At 53.2% G+C, this 18226-nt stretch carries 13 protein-coding genes; 6 read left to right on the forward strand and 7 right to left on the reverse strand.

Annotated elements, in window-relative coordinates; genetic code table 11:
* Positions 1-11: 11 nt before the first annotated feature.
* Positions 12-794 carry a Fe-S cluster assembly ATPase SufC gene (gene sufC / locus MKX42_RS24410; RefSeq protein ID WP_340755267.1) on the reverse strand — a complete coding sequence of 261 codons (783 nt, stop codon included), beginning with the start codon at positions 792-794 and terminating at the stop codon, positions 12-14.
* Between the two features lie 173 nt (positions 795-967).
* Positions 968-1996 carry a nitroreductase family protein gene (locus tag MKX42_RS24415; protein ID WP_340755269.1) on the reverse strand — a complete coding sequence of 343 codons (1029 nt, stop codon included), beginning with the start codon at positions 1994-1996 and terminating at the stop codon, positions 968-970.
* A 203-nt stretch (positions 1997-2199) separates the two neighbouring features.
* On the opposite strand from MKX42_RS24415, the gene MKX42_RS24420 reads away from it, so the two are divergent.
* Positions 2200-2706, forward strand: a complete 507-nt coding sequence (locus tag MKX42_RS24420) for a MarR family transcriptional regulator (protein ID WP_340755271.1) — start codon at positions 2200-2202, stop codon at positions 2704-2706.
* Positions 2707-2839: 133 nt separating this feature from the next.
* Here MKX42_RS24420 and MKX42_RS24425 read toward each other — a convergent pair whose 3' ends face one another.
* The gene (locus MKX42_RS24425) at positions 2840-3301 is read right to left on the reverse strand and encodes a Dps family protein (protein ID WP_036692784.1); all 462 of its coding nucleotides are present in this window, start codon (positions 3299-3301) and stop codon (positions 2840-2842) included.
* A gap of 276 nt (positions 3302-3577) precedes the next feature.
* Entirely contained in the window at positions 3578-3880 is a 303-nt protein-coding gene (locus MKX42_RS24430) for a YunC family protein (protein ID WP_340755274.1), read from the reverse strand.
* Between the two features lie 213 nt (positions 3881-4093).
* Between MKX42_RS24430 and MKX42_RS24435 the strand changes: the two genes are divergently transcribed.
* Positions 4094-4630, forward strand: a complete 537-nt coding sequence (locus tag MKX42_RS24435; protein WP_340755276.1) for a hypothetical protein — start codon at positions 4094-4096, stop codon at positions 4628-4630.
* An 86-nt stretch (positions 4631-4716) separates the two neighbouring features.
* Here MKX42_RS24435 and MKX42_RS24440 read toward each other — a convergent pair whose 3' ends face one another.
* Complete coding sequence (locus MKX42_RS24440) at positions 4717-5094, reverse strand: DUF423 domain-containing protein (protein ID WP_340755278.1); 378 nt, start codon at positions 5092-5094, stop codon at positions 4717-4719.
* A 174-nt stretch (positions 5095-5268) separates the two neighbouring features.
* Between MKX42_RS24440 and MKX42_RS24445 the strand changes: the two genes are divergently transcribed.
* Positions 5269-5724, forward strand: coding sequence for a hypothetical protein (locus MKX42_RS24445; RefSeq protein WP_340755280.1), 456 nt, complete (start codon positions 5269-5271; stop codon positions 5722-5724).
* A gap of 87 nt (positions 5725-5811) precedes the next feature.
* On the opposite strand, the gene MKX42_RS24450 is transcribed toward MKX42_RS24445, so the two are convergent.
* Both MKX42_RS24450 and MKX42_RS24455 read right to left on the reverse strand, forming a co-directional pair.
* Entirely contained in the window at positions 5812-8088 is a 2277-nt protein-coding gene (locus MKX42_RS24450) for a copper amine oxidase N-terminal domain-containing protein (protein WP_340755282.1), read from the reverse strand.
* A gap of 200 nt (positions 8089-8288) precedes the next feature.
* A complete protein-coding gene (locus tag MKX42_RS24455) occupies positions 8289-8717 on the reverse strand; it encodes a hypothetical protein (protein WP_340755284.1) in 429 nt (142 codons plus the stop codon).
* Positions 8718-8888: 171 nt separating this feature from the next.
* Here MKX42_RS24455 and MKX42_RS24460 point away from each other — a divergent pair, with 171 nt between their 5' ends.
* The 3 genes from MKX42_RS24460 to MKX42_RS24470 all read left to right on the forward strand — a co-directional run bounded on the left by MKX42_RS24460 (position 8889) and on the right by MKX42_RS24470 (position 18166).
* On the forward strand, positions 8889-9533 hold the full coding sequence (locus tag MKX42_RS24460) for a methyltransferase domain-containing protein (RefSeq protein WP_340755285.1): 645 nt from the start codon (positions 8889-8891) through the stop codon (positions 9531-9533).
* 240 nt (positions 9534-9773) lie between these two features.
* Positions 9774-16484: a DUF7507 domain-containing protein gene (locus MKX42_RS24465; RefSeq protein ID WP_445669389.1), complete on the forward strand. Its 6711-nt coding sequence runs from the start codon at positions 9774-9776 to the stop codon at positions 16482-16484.
* Positions 16481-18166 (forward strand): hypothetical protein, encoded by a 1686-nt coding sequence (locus tag MKX42_RS24470; RefSeq protein WP_340755289.1) that lies wholly within the window; start codon positions 16481-16483, stop codon positions 18164-18166. Before MKX42_RS24465 ends, MKX42_RS24470 begins: the two co-directional genes overlap by 4 nt.
* Positions 18167-18226: the final 60 nt, after the last annotated feature.

Here is an 18226-nt window from a genome sequence, read left to right on the forward strand (position 1 = left end):
TTCCAGCGTTTCTAAGCTTCTTGTCCTACAGTTTCGTCTTCGATGCCGAGTTCTTCCTTAATCCATTCATAACCATCAGCTTCCAGTCTGTGGGCCAGCTCAGGGCCGCCGGATTTCACAATCCGTCCCTGCATCATGACATGCACATAGTCGGGCTTGATGTAATTAAGCAAACGCTGGTAGTGGGTAATAATCAGGAATCCGCGTTCCGGGCTGCGCATGGTGTTCACACCATCGGCAACAATTTTGAGTGCGTCAATATCAAGGCCGGAGTCAATTTCGTCAAGAATGACGATCTTAGGGTCCAGCATCATCATTTGCAGAATCTCGTTACGCTTCTTCTCCCCGCCGGAGAAGCCTTCATTCAGATAACGGTGCAGGAATTCAGGGTTCATATCCAGTTCTTTCATCTTGGCTTCCATCTGGCGGATGAAGCGGATCAGTGAGATCTCACTGCCCTCTTCACGGCGCGAGTTAATCGCACTGCGCAGGAAGTCGGAGTTCGTCACTCCGCTGATTTCACTTGGATATTGCATCCCGAGGAACAACCCGGCGCGGGCGCGCTCATCCACTGCCATCTCAAGCAGATCCTCACCTTCAAGCACAGCTGTGCCTTCTGTAACAACATATTTCGGGTGACCCATCAACGCGGAGGCCAGCGTACTTTTACCAGTACCGTTCGGTCCCATCACGGCGTGAATTTCTCCGCCCTTCATCTGAAGGTTAATCCCCTTCAGAATTTCTTTTCCTTCAATCGTCGCTTTCAGTCCCTCAATGACAAATTCTGCTGCCATAATTATTATTCCCTCCATTGATCGATTTGCGAAATCAGAAAGTTGTATTGTCACAGGTTAACCCTGATTACAAGCAATTAGATTTTATATCACATTATAATTATTATAAAGTGAATCAGGATGATTATCAATGATTCTCACTAATTTTATTACATCGGCCCTTTTTTATCAAATTAATTAATGGTTATCTTCACTGCGGGAATAGGAAAAACGGAATTTGAATACCGCTTATGTTCCCCCGCTTCAAGTACTGCGACGATCCGTTCCAGCGGACGAAGCCCGAAGGACTCACACAGCTTCCGGTCATAGACCCATTCCGGAATCCTGCGGCGCAACTGCCACCCTTCAGACCGGGCCAGCAGTTGAAAATTCTGTATTAGGCTGCACACCGCGGCATAATCCTCGTCCTGCTTGTGCGGGTCCGTCTCTTCTCTGGCTACGACCAGCAGAAACGGCGGTGAAGGTGCCTCTTCAGAGAACTGCAGTTTGCCTGATGCCTCTGTCTTATCACCCGTCACATAGATGAACCGCCAAGGCTCCCGCATGCCATCATTCGGCGCCCAGACCGCCTCGTTCAGCAGCCTAAGGACATTGTATGCAGAGAAAGGGGCGGCATCCTCAAGCTGGCGGCTGTCTTCCCCGATAATTGTCCATTTCCGTTCTGCCGGTGTTCTTTTTCGTCCTCGCGGCGCTTTGTCGAAGGAGCCGATTTCCAGTATCCCCGCAAACCGCTCTCCTTCACGCCAGCCGATGAGCTTATAGAACGATTCGCTCAGAATCAAGGGATCCGTGTACCACAGCATCCCCAGCCCCTGTTCCCAGCCCAGAAGCTGAACCGTTTGCATGATGCTGCAGACCGCCGCGTAATTCTCATCCCGCTGCCGCTCCGTGCCGGCGGACTCGGCGATGAAGATTACATGAGCGGGAGTACCCGTGATTTGCCTTCTTAGAAGATCTGTCATGCGGGCAGGAAGGAGCTTCCCGAGCCGGCCGCCCGTCACCTTCGCCATCATGGATTCAGCCAGCTCTTCACGGGACTCGGGAGTACCGAAGTAAAGACAGCGCCAGTGCGGCGTTCCTTCGGACTCGTATAAGCCAGCCGCCTCATTTACCAAGGAAATAATCCGTTCTTGTTCAACCGGTGCAGCGCTGAATCTCCGAATGGTCCGCCGTTCCCTAACCGTTGTGGACACATCCTTCATCTTCATCCCCCCAAATATCGTTTGGCATTCAATATTTTATATTGTTTACCAGTTAACTATATTTTGAAAGAAATACGATGTCAATCTTTATTATTTAATTTTATAATCAGCAAATATAATAAATAACTTGTCTGAATAGTTAGTTTACACGTTAATAATTTTAAGTTAGAATAAAGGTACTTTGCAGAAAGGAGCTAAGCCCTATGCATTCCTCTGAAGGACTTAAGCGGCTGCTGTATGACCGTTTTCTCCACTTCTCCCATTTAGTTGAAGAGACTTTCGCAACCGAAATGGATGTATTTACTGATCTCACACGGAAGAACGGGATTACTCTCACTTCAACCAGCTTGACCAGCATTCATGTCATCGACTGCATCGGCAATCAGGAGCCTGTCAACAGCACTACCATTGCGGAGAGCATGAAATTGTCCAAGGCGAGCATCACTAAGATCAGCACCAAGCTTCTCCAGGATGGCTGCATTAAGCGGAGCCGGATGAATGACAACAAGAAAGAAATCTACTTCAGCCTTACTCCTAAAGGCAGACAGCTCTTTGAACTCCACGCCCGGATGCACGAGAACCTGGAGGAGAAATTCATTGAGAAAATGGGTGAATTCTCGGAACCGGAGCTGCAGGCTTCACTGAAATTCATTCAAATGATGATTGATGAGAATAGAATGCTCCCCCTGAATCTTAGTGAATTCGAGTAGAAAGGGCTACGCTGCCCTTTTAAAGGGGATCATGCGAAGCACATGAATCCTTATATTTTGAAAAATAAATAAAGCCTCCCTTCAGGGGAGACTTTATTCCTATATTCAAATCATTGTGCTACTTCTCCCGCAATCAGCCCAGGAAAGCGCGCAGCATCCACTGGTTCTTCTCCAGATCCGTGCGGATCTTAATGAACAGGTCTGCTGTCGGCTGGTCGCTGATTTCTTCTGCCAGCTCGATGCCTTCTGTCAGTTCTTCCGCTACTGTAGCGAAATCCTCAATCAGTGCCTGAACCATACCGCGGGCATCTTCTTTGCCTGTGGCTTCCTGAATGGTAGCCAGTTCCAAATATTCTTTCATAGTTGCTGCAGGGCTGCCTTTGATGCTCAGCAGGCGCTCAGCCACCTCGTCCATTTTGAGTGTAATATCATCGTACAGCTCTTCGAACTTCACATGCAGGGCGAAGAACTGCTCACCCTTCACATACCAGTGATAGTTATGCACTTTCACATACAATACGTTCAGGTTGGCAACCTGACGGTTCAGTACCTGTTCCAATGAAGCGGTGTTCACTTTGTTTGATGCTTTAGCCATGAGATGATCCCTTCCTTATCCATTAAATTTAGCCGGCTGCTTGTCCATTGTCCGGCCTTGCAGTTGTCTATTCTTCATTTACCCTTTTGCCTGGAGGGCGAAACAAGCATGACCCCGGGTAAGCCCTCATCCCCGCCACCAGATTCAAGCTTCTGTCCTACCCCGTAGGATGAACCAAGCAGTCGCCGGTTATGCTTAATGATACGGCTCAAAGACAGAATAAAGTCAGCCAAGGGGCTAGGAAGCTCCTTGGCTGACTACACATCGCTATGCATCTTACATCATTAGCAGCAGGGCCTCTGCACCGGACATGCCCGGAACAATTCCCAGCTTCTCTGCTTCTATAGTTACAGACTCCAGCGGCGCGGCCAGCAGCTGAGTAAGCGTGCGCACCCCGACAGCCCTTGCCGCAATAATCTTCCGGTCGCTCAGCACCTCATTCAACAGTCCAATATCCAGCGCCCCGCACATGATATATCCCTTGTCTGTACTGATGCTGAGCAGCGTAGTTTTGGGCAGCTTCACCTCAACACCCACCAGGACATGGTCGCCCACCTGCATAGGCTCTAACGTTACCATTTGCAGCACCTCCTTCTTTTCACATTCACGTTGTAGGTTATGCTTGCGGTTCAGAGCGCGTGTGGACGATGGTCCTAGTTCATAGAGAAATTGGAGGGTCGGAAGTCCTTATTTCTATGCAGGAGGGTATATAATTTCCGCTTATTTAGTGGTATAGTTTATATACTAATTTAAATTAAAGAAATCGTGACTAACGATTAAGCTGGGGGATTAATGGATAAGAAACTACAACACACCGACGGCAATTATCTATTCAATGTCGACATCCTGATTAATGCCCGCACGAACCCGCTTGCGCTGCAGTTCCTGCTTGAAATATTGAATGCCAGCGACAAAGTCACGGATTTCAACATTAACTCCGGGCTGGAGCTTGGAAGAGCCATTGATCATCTGCTGAAGTCTGCAAAAATGGCTTTGAAGAATGACGGCTTCACACCTGCTCCGGTGCAAGTGAAGTTGCCGGAGAAGCCGGCTGACCCTCCGGCGGCAGCCAAGCCTGCAGAGAAACCAGCAGTCAAGAAGCCAGCAGCAGCACCGGTAGAAACTCCTGCTGATGTATTCGGCAAAATCAGGCAGTACATTCAGAATAACCAGCTGGTCCGGCTTCGTGCGAACCGGCATGGCAAGCAGGTGTCCATGCCCTGCCGCATTCTGAATTTTGACGAAACCGAGAATTCGCTGAGTGTATACCATGTGGACGAGAAGCAGGTCTACACATTCAAGCTTAATGAAATTGATGAATTTCTGTAAGACGAAGAAGCACCCCCTCCGGGGTCCGGGGGCGGGTGCTTCTTCGTCTTACCGTTATTGTGGTGGATACATGCTCCGGCCGCACTTCACTTCTTGCGCGGGAAGGCCTCCAAGGCGAGACAGATCCAGCCCGCAATGAAGCATACGCCTCCAAGCGGAGTGATCGCTCCGAGAACCTTGATACCGGAAATACTGAGAATATACAAGCTGCCCGAGAACAGGATCACCCCGGCAACCATCAGCCGCCCTGCCCAGCGCAGACGTACACTTTCGCCCCACTGCCCTGCGGTAAGCCCGATTAGTATCAGGGCCAACGCATGGAACATATGATACTGGACGCCCGTCTCGTATATCTGCAGATAGTGCTCACTGATTCTAGGCTTCAGAATATGCGATCCGAACGCACCGATGGCAACGGACAGCATACCCAGCAAGGCTCCCCAGCCTATCAATCTTCGTTGCATGGATATACAGCTCCTCCTTCCCTGAGTTGAACTTCTCCTATCTTAACGTATCTGCTTCGCCTTTTGCCAGCCGCGTCATTCTGAGCGTATGTGCACTGACTGAAGACTTGCATTTAGAGCGGTGTTATGATGAAGTGGTAGTAATAACCTATTACATCCCAAGGAGTGCAGCCCATGGATTATCATTCACCGCCCAAACCGGACAACGCCGCAACCGAACCTGCAAGATGGGGCTCTTCGGAACAAGATACGAACACTGATTATGTATACCAGGAGAACAAACGCGACTATAAGCACTCCGGCCCCGGTATCGCTTCGTTCATAATTGCTCTACTCACACTGGTCTGCTATGCCGTTACCTTCGTGTATGTAGGGGCGCAAGCGTCTTCTCTGATGAATGAGCATAATAAACTGATTGCCGATTCAGCAGAAACGATCATGTATCTGGGGCTGATCATGCTGATCCTGGTCGCAGTGAATATCATCGGGGCGGTTACCGGCATTATCGGCCTGACCCTGCGCAGACGGCGCAAGGTATTTGCTGTCATCGGCACCATCATCAACGCCGGCTTCCTGCTTCTGTTCATGCTTCTGCTATCCGTTGTTCTGGTAAATGCCGGAGCGTCCTAAAAACTAGTGTACAGCAAACACAGCATATCCCCTTGAACAGGGACATGCTGTGTTTTGTTGTGGAGCCATGTATGCAGGCCTGGACGCTTAGATCTCGAACTCTTCGCTTGAATCGGACAGTCCGCCGTTCTGCACTCCAGAGCTGTTGGCTACCGCAAGCACGTATACCTTATACTTGGTGCCTTTGATAACCGGGTTACCGTTAATATCTCTGGCTGCAGCTGCTATAGAGAGATTGCTTCCGTTAGGGACTGCTGATCTGTAATAAGACGACTGCACGTTAAGGGCCTCAGTTGTACCGAAACTCTGCTTGGACGGGACTACGAATACCCGGTATTCGGAAATATTCGACTCACGGGCAGACTTGATGAAGTTAACCGCAAGTTTGCCGTTATCCATGCCGTAAGTCACATTCGTCACGGAGGTGACGGGAAGCTTAGCCGATAACGTAATGGCTGCCGATCCCTCCGACAATATGTTAGCTCCCTGGTAGGTGCCGTTTCTGACAGTCAATACATATACCCTGTAGCTGATTCCCGGCTTGATGGCTGCGCCGCGTACGTCTTTGGCTAAGGCATCGAGCACCTGATTGGTGCTGTCCCCGGAGGTAGCTGCGGTAGTATAAGTCCCCGCATTGTTCGCATCCGACAAGCTGAAGCTGCTGTAATAATTCATAGGCACCACCAGAATCCGGTAATGGCTGATGTAGGATTCGTCTGCGGCATGATTGAAGGCTACTCTCAGATCACGCCCATCTCCATAATCATTCACATCACTCACACTCAGATTCGATATGGCACTGAGGCCGGAGGTATTCACCAGCGTAATCGCCGGAGAAGCAGCAGATAGCACATTCGAGCCCGAATTGTTCCAGTTGCCTGCCGCGAGCACATACACTCTGTAGCTGGTTCCGTTCCTGATCAGGGAACCGCGCACATCTCTGCTGGAGGAGCTCAGAATCTGTTCGGTATACGTTCCTGATGTGTTTACCGCCGTATAATTCGCACTGGATACGTTATTCGCATCATTTAAGCTGAAGCTGCTGTAATAGTTCGCAGGCACAACCAGAATGCGGTATTGGCTGATGTTGGTCTCGTCTGAGGCATGGTTGAAGGTAACCTTCAAATCCCGCCCGTCATTATAATCATTCACATCGGTCACATTCAGGTTAGATACCCCTGCATTGGCGAGTATAAGAGCCGCCGAAGCAGGTGACAGCACGTTATTCGCTGCATTGCTGCTGTCAACCGCCAGTACATATACCCGGTAGCTGACACCCGTCTTGATCTGCGCTCCATCTGTATCTCGCGAGCCGGAGGAGAGGTTCATGCTGATGTTGTTCCCTGTCTTGTTGATCTGCGTGTAATTGCTGCTGGAGACCGCATTAGCTCTGCCCAGATCAAAAACCTGGGAATTCGACGCTTTGACTACGAAGATCCGGTAAGAGCTTATCTTACTCTCATCGGCCAGCTTGTTGAAGCTGACGGAGAGATCCCGGCCGTCCCCGTAATCACTGGTATCCGTTGCCTGGACGGTGCCCAGTGCCGGAACTGCCTTGTTCTGCAATGTAATAACGGCAGATGCACTGGAGAGGGCACTGGTGTTATTACCTTTGCCGACTGTCACTACATATACGCTATATCCCTGATTATTCTTAATCAGGTCACCGTCGATCGTTCTGGCGGTTGCATTCAGCTTCACAACAGGATTCGCTCCTGTTACCAGAGCAACGGAGTAGTTATAGGACCCTACTGCCAGTGCAGACGACAGATTTAGTGTGGTGCCGTTCTTGGTGATAAGCACGCGGTAATGATCTACCAGCGATTCGTCGGCCGCACGGTTGAAGCTGACCTGCAGATCCCGGCCGTCTCCATAATCGCCGATATCCTGGGCGGTTACCCCCGATACCGGAGCCGCATTCCCGCCTACCGGAACCGGAGTGGTGATCGTTACAATCTGCGCAGCCGGATTCCAGCCGACCTCGCGGCCGAGCGCTTCACTGACGAACCGGGTAGGCACCATTGTGCGGCCCTTCAGATTCTGCCCCGGCACATCCAGGCTGACTGCCTTATTGTTGATTGTTGCGATCTTGGAGCCAATCTTCAGTACAATCGTTGTATCATTCTGGGAAGCAGTTACTGTCTGTGTCTTTTGATTCCACTTGATGTCGGCATTGAAGGCTTCAAAGATAGCCCGCAGCGGTACCATGGTCCGTCCGTTCACCATTACCGGCGGTTGATCGGTGGACAAGGTCACTCCATCAATAATAACTTTGATGGGTTTTGCTGCTGCCTGGGCAGGGGCCTGAAACAACATCGGGAACACCAATAATCCTGCTACAATCGAAATCCATAACTTTTTCACAAGCTCACCCTCCCGAAATAGGAAACATCTCTCATTTTTCTATCTCTTTGACGCAAGCTGGGCGGAAAAAGTTTCTCTCAAAACCGGTTACAAAAAAATAACCTTTGGAGCGGGCTCCAAAAACGGCAAAAAGACTGCTACAGGAGGATACCCATGGGGTATTCCACCATTGCAGTCCTGGTTCCGGACACCCTGCCGAATCAGTCCGCTTTGGTCAGACTGGACAATACCCGCTGAATCACGACAGGATCTTTTCCGACTATTTTTTCCACATAAGTAAATACTACAGGCTCATCCATCTCAAGCCCTTCCGGCGCATCCTCTGTACCTGCACCGAGTTCAAAGGCCGTCGGCCCTTCCTCTGTCACAATCTCCACGGAATGGGTATCCATCTGCCCGACATAAGTGCCTGAGCCCTGAATCTTCACAGGCTCTGCGGCTGCGGAAGGACTAGACTTAAGCACCGGACTGGCGAGAGGTACCGCCGCTGTCTGTACAGGGATATCCGTAGAGCCTGCCGAGGACGATGCTCCGGGGGCTTGCGCCGGGCTGTTCCCGCCGCAAGCCGTCAGGGTGAGCATCAATACAGCGATTCCTGTCATAGCGGATAGCGTACGCTCTAGTCTCATGATGTGTACCTCCTCTGTTGGTTGTGTGCTGCTTACCTTACCTATGGATTACCCCATAAGCCGGGTAGTGTAAACTTGCCGTTACGGGCTGGGCATCAGCCGTACGCACAGAAGCGCCAGACTAATATAATAGATGAAGAGCCTTATTCAGCATTTGAAGGAGTGGTATCCTTGAGAATCGATATCGGCTGCGGCCCCGGCAAAGAGTCCGGGTATCTGGGAATCGACCGCACACATTACCCCGGGGTGGATATCGTCTGCGATATTTGCGAAGGAATCCCCCTGCCCGACAATACGGCCGAATTCGTGATGGCCAGCCGGGTCATGCCTTATGTGAACGATCTGTTTGCAGCGATGTCAGAGATTTATAGAATAAGCACGCACCAAGCAGTTGTGTGTGTCCTCTCACCCTATGCCCATAGCTTCCCGCATGCCTCCAACCCTATGTTTAAGCAAAAGTTCGATGAGTATACCCCCCGTTATTTCACCGGCCGCTTCTTCCAGCCCTATCAGAGCCCGCTGTGCCCGGAAATCCCGGATTATCCCGTACCGCTGCCGCCGTTTGACTTCAGACTGCTGCGGATGGAGCTGTTCTATCAATATCCGTATGACGACAATCTGTATGATACGGAAGAGCTGGAGGTTCTGAAGACGCTGCAGTCCAATGTCATCCATGAAATTATGTACCACTTCGCCGTCATTAAGCGGGAGATTACCGATGAGGAACTAGAGGCGATGAGCCGGAAGGTGCTGCCTGAGCCACAGGCGCTGCTGGAGCGCCGGCTTCGGCTGCAGAACAGGAAATACATGTTATGAAATTCGGGATGGACATACAAGATTGCCCAAAACGGAACATAGGCTAATACAACACAAGCAAGATGGCATATCGGCTCACACAGGAGCCGGTCTGCTTTTTTTTTGAAAATAGAAGAATTTATTTGTTTCACATGATAACTTATCCTTCTATTTCTCGCTGAAACGGTACCGTCCTTTACAAGGACGGTAAAGCCGTTTCCACTTGCTGTCAGAGCTTCTATTCAAAAGGAGGTGAAAATTATTCCTCTAGTCGTTCGGTCTACGGTTAATGCAACAGGCGCCATCACTTTCACAGGCAACACGCTGGGACTAAGCCGCTCTGAAACTGCCGGTGTACCGGGTACACAGGACAGTATCGGAGGCTTCTCTACGATTAATACAGCTTCTGTATACGGCACCTATCCTGCTGGCACTACCAGTCTATATCAGAGCAACAGTTCAGCAGCCATTCTGGTTCTCCCTGCCGGAAGCACAGTTCTGTATGCCGAGCTGATCTGGGGCGGTTCCTATGTTAACGGTACCGTCAATCTCACTGCGGCAATCAACAACCCTGTATCCTTCACTACACCGCTAGGGAACACGGTCAGTGTAACCCCCGATTCAGCCACAGCCAATTCGGTGGATCTGGGCGGGGGTGCACTCGCATATGTCCGTTCCGCAAATGTCACCAGCATCATTCAAGCCTCCGGTGCCGGAACCTATGTCACTGGCGGTGTAGTCGGAACTATTGTAATTCCCGGAGATTCCACTGCCAACCATGCCGGCTGGACACTTGCTGTCATCTACCAGAATCCGTCGCTGCCCTTCCGCAACATGTCCCTGCGCGCAGGCGCTGTCCTTGTCCAAGCCTCCTCGGCCCCGGTGGTCACCACCATTACCGGCTTCGCCACACCTGTTACCGGCGCGCTGGGCGGACGTATCCAGTTCAGCGCCCAGGAAGGAGATGCCAACCGCTCGGGAGACCAGGCGCTTTTCGGCCCTACCTCCACCACTCAGGTCGCCCTCTCCGGGCCTAACAATTTTGCCAATAACTTCTTCGCTTCGCAGATTAACAATGATGCCGGCAATCTGAATACGACCGGTACGTTCGGCACCCGCAACCAGACCAACGGCAGTCCGGGCTCCAACATTGTCGGGGGGCGGCAGGGCTGGGATATCACGAATGTGGATGTCTCTGCGCGTCTGGTCAATAACCAGTCCTCTGCACTCCTGACCTTGACTACTTCAGGCGATGCGTATGTCGTTAACGCCAACGGGCTGCAAATTGACATCAATGCGCCCAAGATCTCCTTGACCAAAAGCGCCAATGTCGCCGGTACCATCGTTGGCGATCTGGTCACCTACACCGTAACGGTCAACAATACCGGTACGGCAAGTGCAGCCAGTGTTGTATTGTCGGATACTTTACCGGCAGGTCTTACTTTTGTCGCAGGAAGCGTGGTGGTTGCCGGTGTTTCCAGGCCGACTTATGATATAACCTCCGGCATCCCGCTGGGATCACTGGCCCTTGGCACTTCTATAACGGTTACCTATCAAGCCAGGGTAACTTCCTTGCCTAATCCGCAGTTTGTTCCCAACACAGCCACCGCCGCCTTCACCTTCCAGAGTGTGGCCGGAGGCCCGATTGTGAGCGGGGTTATTCCATCCAATACACAATCGCTGCCGGTCTATTCTCCGGTTCTCGGCATTGTCAAAAGCGCCAATACTTCCAACGCAACCGTCGGAGACCAGATTCTCTACACCCTGCAAATCTCCAATACCGGCAATATCGGCGCCACGACAACGCTCACGGATAACATCCCTGCCGGCAGCTCCTATATCCCGGGAAGCTTCACGGTAAACGGTACGCCTGTGGCGGGTAATCCCGCCGCCGGGATCGCCATCGGCACCATCGCGGCGGGAGGAAGCTCTACAGTCCAGTTCCGTGTACTGGTGAACAGTCTGCCTTCTCCCCCGCAGCTGGTGGACCAGGCTACAGCCGCCTATACCTTCCTGGTTCCTGACGGGCGGACTGTGAACGGTACGGCCGCCTCCAATACGCTCACCATACCTGTAAGACTGCCTAATGTCGCCCTAGTCAAAAGCGCCAGCTTCCCGGATGTCGCCGCAGGCGATACCCTGCAGTATACGTCTGTGGTTACTAATAACGGAATCGTCGCCGTCACGAATGTTGTGCTCTCTGATCCGATACCAGCAGGCAGCACTCTAGTGCCTGGAAGTGTGGTGGTGGCGGGAACTGCCCGGCCAGCCGCTGATCCGGCTTCGGGGATATCCGTAGGCACCATTGCGCCAGGGGCCAGTGTAACAGTAACCTTCCAGGTGAGTGTCATCTCTGTGCCGGGAAGCGGCCAGCTCGCCAACCAGTCATCGGCCTCTTACAGCTCGGGGACCTTCAACGCCATCACACAGTCCAATACAACCCTCACCCCTGTGTACCAGCCAATAATCGGTATTGTCAAAAGCGCCAGCCCCAACAGCGCCACGGTTGGGGGAAATGTGCAGTACATCCTGCAGGTACAGAACACCGGCAACCTCGCAGCAACGGTAACCTTAACTGACACGATTCCTGCCGGGTCTGCCTTCGTCGCCGGAAGCGTCACAGTGAACGGCGTGGTCCGTCCGTCAGATTCTCCGGTAAGCGGAATTCCGCTCGGGTCCGTAGCACCGGGAGCCGCCTTGACCGTAACCTTCCTGACCACTGTTCAATCCCTGCCGTCTCCGGCAACCTTGACGGACCAGGGCAGCAGCAGTTACACCTATCAGTTGCCCAGCGGACGCTCTCTGTCCGGTGGAAGTGTATCCAATACGGTAACTATTCCAGTCTCTGCTCCGAACATCACGATTCTCAAAAATGCCAATCTCACCTCAGTGGCTGTAGGCGAATATCTTACCTACACCGTCTCTGTATCCAACCCCAGCGGCGTAGCTGTTAACAATGTAGTGCTGTCTGATCCGGCTCCGGCAGGCAGTGCCTTTGTAGCAGGAACTGTCACGGTGAACGGGACGGCCGTACCCTCTGCCAATCCAAATGCCGGGATTGCTCTCGGAACACTTGCTGCGGGTGCCACAAGCATCGTTGTCTTCCAAGTGAATGCCAACTCTATTCCAAGCCCGCCTCAACTGAGCAACCGGGCCAGCGCATCCTTTACGGCCGGCTCATTCAGCGGAGCAGCCCTGTCCAATACAGTGTCTACTCCGGTCTTCATTCCAGTCATTGGACTGGTCAAAAGCTCAAGCCCTGCGCAGGCCTCTGTCGGCAGTCTGCTCTCCTTCTCCATCCTGGCCAGCAACACCGGCAATATCGCGGCAATGCTGAATCTGACCGATGCCCTGCCGCCGCAGACGGTATTCGAGACCAACAGCGTAAGTATAGGCGGGACCCCGTTACCTGGGTATAGCCCATTAACAGGCATTCCGGTGGGGCCGCTTGCTCCCGGAGACAGCGTCGTAGTCAGTTTCCTTGTTACGGTTATTTCGCTTCCCCCAAACCAGCAGCTGCCTAACTCGGCAGCTGCATCCTATACTTTCACCCTGCCGGATGGGCGTCAGCTTGGCGGTAACACCGTGTCGAACACACTTACGGTTCCCGTCTCGGCACCGAATGTCAATGTTGTCAAAAGCGTCAATGCCATTGATGCCGTGACCGGCGACATCCTTACCTTCACCTCCGTGTTGACGAATAACAGCATTACCTCTGTCAGCAATATCATTCTCAGCGATCCCTTGCCAGAGAATGCAGCGTTCCTTCCCGGAACCGTAATTGTCGGCGGCGTCTCCCAGCCGTTGTCAGTTCCGTCGGCCGGCATCCCAATCGGCAGCCTGGGGCCTGGAGCCTCCGTTGCCGTCACATTCGAGGTGAGAATAACCATGCCGATTCCTTCACAGGTGAATAACCAGTCCACCGTCAGTTTCACCTCCGGGGTCTTCTCCGGCTCTTCATCGTCCAACGTCACCACCACACCGGTCACACAACCGCAGATCTCCCTTGTCAAAAGCGCCAGTGACCTGAACGCCACAGTAGGCGATACGGTCATCTATACCATTGTGGTCAGCAATAGCGGTAACCTTGCAGCCAATGTTACGTTAACCGACAACATCCCGGCGGGTACTACATTTGACCCCAACAGCGTCATTGTCGGCGGATTCCCTCAGCCGGGGGCTGCACCGGATACCGGAATCACTGTTGGAACTGTAGCTCCCGGTGCCAGTGTATCTGTCAGCTTCACGGTCTTCATCGTGTCTCTGCCTTCACCGCAGCAGCTTGTCAATCAGGCAAACGCCACCTATACCTTCACTCCGCCTGACGGGCGGCTGCTCAGCGGAAGTGCCGTCTCCAATACCGTGACCATCGCAGTCTCCGCCCCCAATCTGGCGGTGGTCAAGAGCACAACCTCCACCTCCGTTGCCCTTGGGGATACCATTTCCTATTCCGTGAACATCACCAATAACGGGATGGACCCTGTCAACAATGTCGTGCTCAGTGATCCAACACCGGGCGGGGCCACCTTTGTGCCGGGCAGCGTATCGGTGAACGGAGTGCCTTTTCCGAATGCCAATCCGGCCTCAGGGATTACTATCAGTACGCTTGCCTCCGGGGCTAGTGCCGTCGTCTCGTACAGTGTCACTGTCACCTCTGTACCCGGGGATGCCTCCATAGACAATCAGGCTACAGTTACTTACACCTCAGGTGTATTTAGCGGATCAACCTTCTCCAATCCCGTCGCAGTGCCTGTCTTCCAGCCCAATATCGCTGCGGTCAAAACAGCCAATACCGCCAATGCAACGGTCGGCGATACCGTAACCTACACCATAAATGTCACCAATACAGGCAACTACGGAGCAAGCCTTACAGTAACGGACAACATTCCAGCCGGCACCACCTTTGTAGACAATAGCGTGCTGATTGGCGGGCTGCCTCTGCCGCAGGCTAATCCCTCCACAGGAATTGCTGCCGGAACTATCGCTCCGGGGGCCACTGTAGCTGTCTCGTTCTCGGTGGTAATCACTTCACTGCCATCGCCGCAGCTGCTGGTGAATCAGGGAACGGTTGCTTACAGCTTCACCTTGCCTGACGGAAGAACCCTGGGAGGGTCGGTGCTCACCAACACCCTGACCATCCCTGTCTCGAACCCGAATCTGGCTGTCGTCAAAACCACCGCAACCACCGCAACCAATGTGGGCGACACCATCACTTATTCCGTGACCCTGACTAATAACGGTATTGCTGCGGTTAATAATGTAGTATTCACAGATGCTCTGCCTGCCGGTACCGCCTTTGTTCCGGGCAGTGTGCTCGTAGACGGCGTGTCTCGCCCTGCTTCTTCACCAGCTACCGGGGTGACCATAGGCAGCATCGCTCCGGGCGCTTCTGTAACGGTGGCCTTTAACGTAACGGTTACGTCTCTGCCGGCTTCAGGTGTACTGAACAATCAGTCATCCGTCAGCTTCACTTCCGGCGCCCTGTCCAGTGTAGCCTTCTCGAACATTGTGACCACTCCGGTCTTCCAGCCGGTTATCGCTGCAGCCAAGAGCTCCAGCTCTCAGAATGCAACGGTAGGCGATACCATTGTCTATACCGTTAATGTCAGCAATTCAGGGAACTATGCGGCATCGGCCACGCTGACTGATACCATTCCCGCAGGTACAACTCTGGTTCCGAACAGTGTACTGATTAACGGCTTCCCTGCTCCGGGTGCAGATCCCGCTACCGGAATCCCTCTGGGCAGTGTTGCAGCCGGTGCATCACTGACCATAGTATTCTCTGTAGTGATCGACACGCTGCCAGCCAGCCAGCAGCTCAGCAATCAGGCCATTATCGCCTTCAACTATACGCTGCCTGACGGACGCGTCTTCAATCAGTCGGCCAGCTCGAACATCAATCTGATTCCGGTATCGTCGCCGGATGTCCTGGTTGCAAAGAGCACTACTGTAGTCGATGCAGTCCCGGGGGATACCGTTACGTACAGCATCGCAGTCACCAATAACGGAATTGCACCGGTTAACAATGCAGTGCTGAGCGATCCGATTCCGGCCGGTTCTTCCTTTGTAGCCGGCAGCGTGGTCGTGGACGGCACTCCGCTGCCGGGAGGCAACCCTGCGAACGGGATCTCGCTCGGCACTATCGCCCCTGGTGCAGTGGTCCAGGTCACCTTCAATATTCTCGTCAACAGTCTTCCTAATCCGGCCACACTGAACAATCAGGCTTCGGTCAGCTTCACCTCCGGTGCATTCTCCGGCGCCTCTTATTCCAATAATCTGATTACCCCGGTATTCCAGCCGATTATCGGTGTCCTGAAATCTGCGGATACCACTAATGCCACGGTTGGAGATACTGTTACTTATGCACTCAGCGTCACCAATACAGGTAATCTTGCGGCAGTCGTCACCTTAACCGATTCTATCCCTGCAGGAGCTGTTTTCATACCGAACAGTGTACTGGTTAACGGCCAGCCCGTTCCCGGCGCTGATCCGACTACCGGAATCAATCTGGGTACAGTTCCAGCGGGTGCCACAGTTACTATGCTCGTCACCCTGCAAGTTACGCTGGCTTCCCTGCCTTCACCGCAGCAGCTGGTGAACCAGGCGGCGGCAACCTTCACCTTCACGCCGCCTGATGGACGTCTGCTCTCAGGCTCTGCACTGTCGAATACACTCGTCATCCCGGTCTCCTCACCGGATGTAACAGCAGTGAAGAGCACACCAGCTGTCGATGCGGTTGTCGGCGATATCATCACCTATACGATTGCCGTAACCAACAACGGCATTGTTCCCGTCAACAATGTGGTCCTTGTTGACCCGATCCCGGCCGGCAGCCAGTTCGTTGCAGGCAGCGTAACTGTGGATGGCACTCCGCGTCCCGGAGCAAATCCGGGCACCGGTATCGTGATCGGGACGATCGCCCCGGGAGCTACCACAACGGTAACCTTCCAGGTTCAGGTCATCGTCATATGACAGACGGCTCACGGCTCCAGCCTGTCGTAAGTAATCAGTCCATGGTTCTATACAGCTCGGCAGAGGGCGCTGACTCGGTTACCTATTCCAATACCGTCAATACGCTTGTGGTGGGCCCGGTATTATCACTGCAAAAGCAAGCAGACCGTCTGAGCGCTTCTCTGGGGGAGACGCTCGTCTACACTGTGACCGCCAAGAATAGCGGCAATACCGGGGCGGTTGTCACCATCACGGATGTGCTTCCCCCAGGCGTCTCGTTCATTGCCAATAGTGTGCTTAGAGACGGAGTCCCCCTTCCGGGGGTCACTCCGTCTTCCGGTATTCCCCTTGGCCTGCTCGCCCCCCATTCGGGAGTCAGTATCGCCTTCCAGGTCATTGTCATCTCGCTTCCGCCTTCACTCGCGCTGCATAACAGGGCGGTTGGCACGTATTCCTTCAATACACCTGAAGGCAGAGCGGTGAACGGGGAGGTCCGCTCCAACCCGGTCAGTGTCTCCCTGCTGTCTTACCAGTTGTCCTCCCTGCTCTCGGCCAGCACTCCAACTACCTTCATAGGAGATGTCGTCACCTATACCCTCCAGCTCAGCAATGAAGGGACCCGTCCGCTGACCGGAGTCATTGCTACGCTTCCCGTTCCGGAAGGTACCTCCTTCCTTGCCGGAAGTGTTATCGCAGCCGGGATTTATCAGCCTGAGGCCAACCCGGCTTCAGGCATCGGGCTGGGTTCGCTCCCTGCAGGCTCAGGCGTCGAGGTCTCCTACCGGGTCCGGGTGAGCTCCAATCCTTCAGGATCGGTGATTCTGGCGAGTGCACAGATCTCTTATGAGGCCAACGACAACAGTACCTCCACCACAAGCAACTCGGTTCAGATTACGGTCATCCAGCCTGGATTATCGGTAAACCTGAAGGTTGATCTCTACAGCGTAGCGCCCGGCGACAACTTGCGGTACGAGTTCACTGTACAGAACAGTGGCAATCTGGCTGTAAACGCGCTGCTGACGGACGCCATACCGCCAAGCGTACTGTTCGTCTGGGACAGCGTCCGTATTGACGGGGTTCCCCAGAAGGGAGTCCGTCCCGGGGGCGGAATCCCGCTGGGCACCTTACGGGCAGGCGCTGTTGCTGTAGTTGATTTTCTCGTATCTATTCCGGGTGCCACCGATATCCGCCAGACGCCGGCTATTCAGAATCAGGGGGTGGTCCAGTATACCTTCTCCCTGCCGGACGGGCGTAATGTAGGGCAGCTCTCCCGCTCCAATGCGGTGACCACGTTGCTGTTCACGCCCATCATTTCCATTCAGATTGAGGGCGAGCCGCCCGTTGTCGAGCCTGGAGGCATCGCGGAATTCAACATTTACGTGTCCAATAGCGGGAATTATCCGGCTGAGGTGTCAGTGATCCGGATTGTACCGCAGGGTACAGTCATTGATCCCGATATCGTTACCATAAGCGCCATCACTGTACCCGGTACGCCGTACAGCGGAACCGTTACTCTGGGAACGCTGGAAGCGGGGCAGACTTCCACACTCACTTATTTTGTCAAAATAAATACCGATTATATGGGCAAGGATCTTCAAGGCTCTACGGCCGCCCTGTATCTGTTCACCATCGACGGACGCAGGTACTCCGGCGAAGCCCGTTCTAACAGCTACAGGCTGCTCATTGAAGAAATCAGTGAATAATACAGCTCACATATCCCCCATCTCCCTGAATATACTTTAGTTACAACCTGCTGCTTCGTC

Origin of the sequence: Paenibacillus sp. FSL R7-0204 (assembly GCF_038002225.1) — a bacterium.
Taxonomy (GTDB): Bacteria; Bacillota; Bacilli; order Paenibacillales; family Paenibacillaceae; genus Paenibacillus_AQ.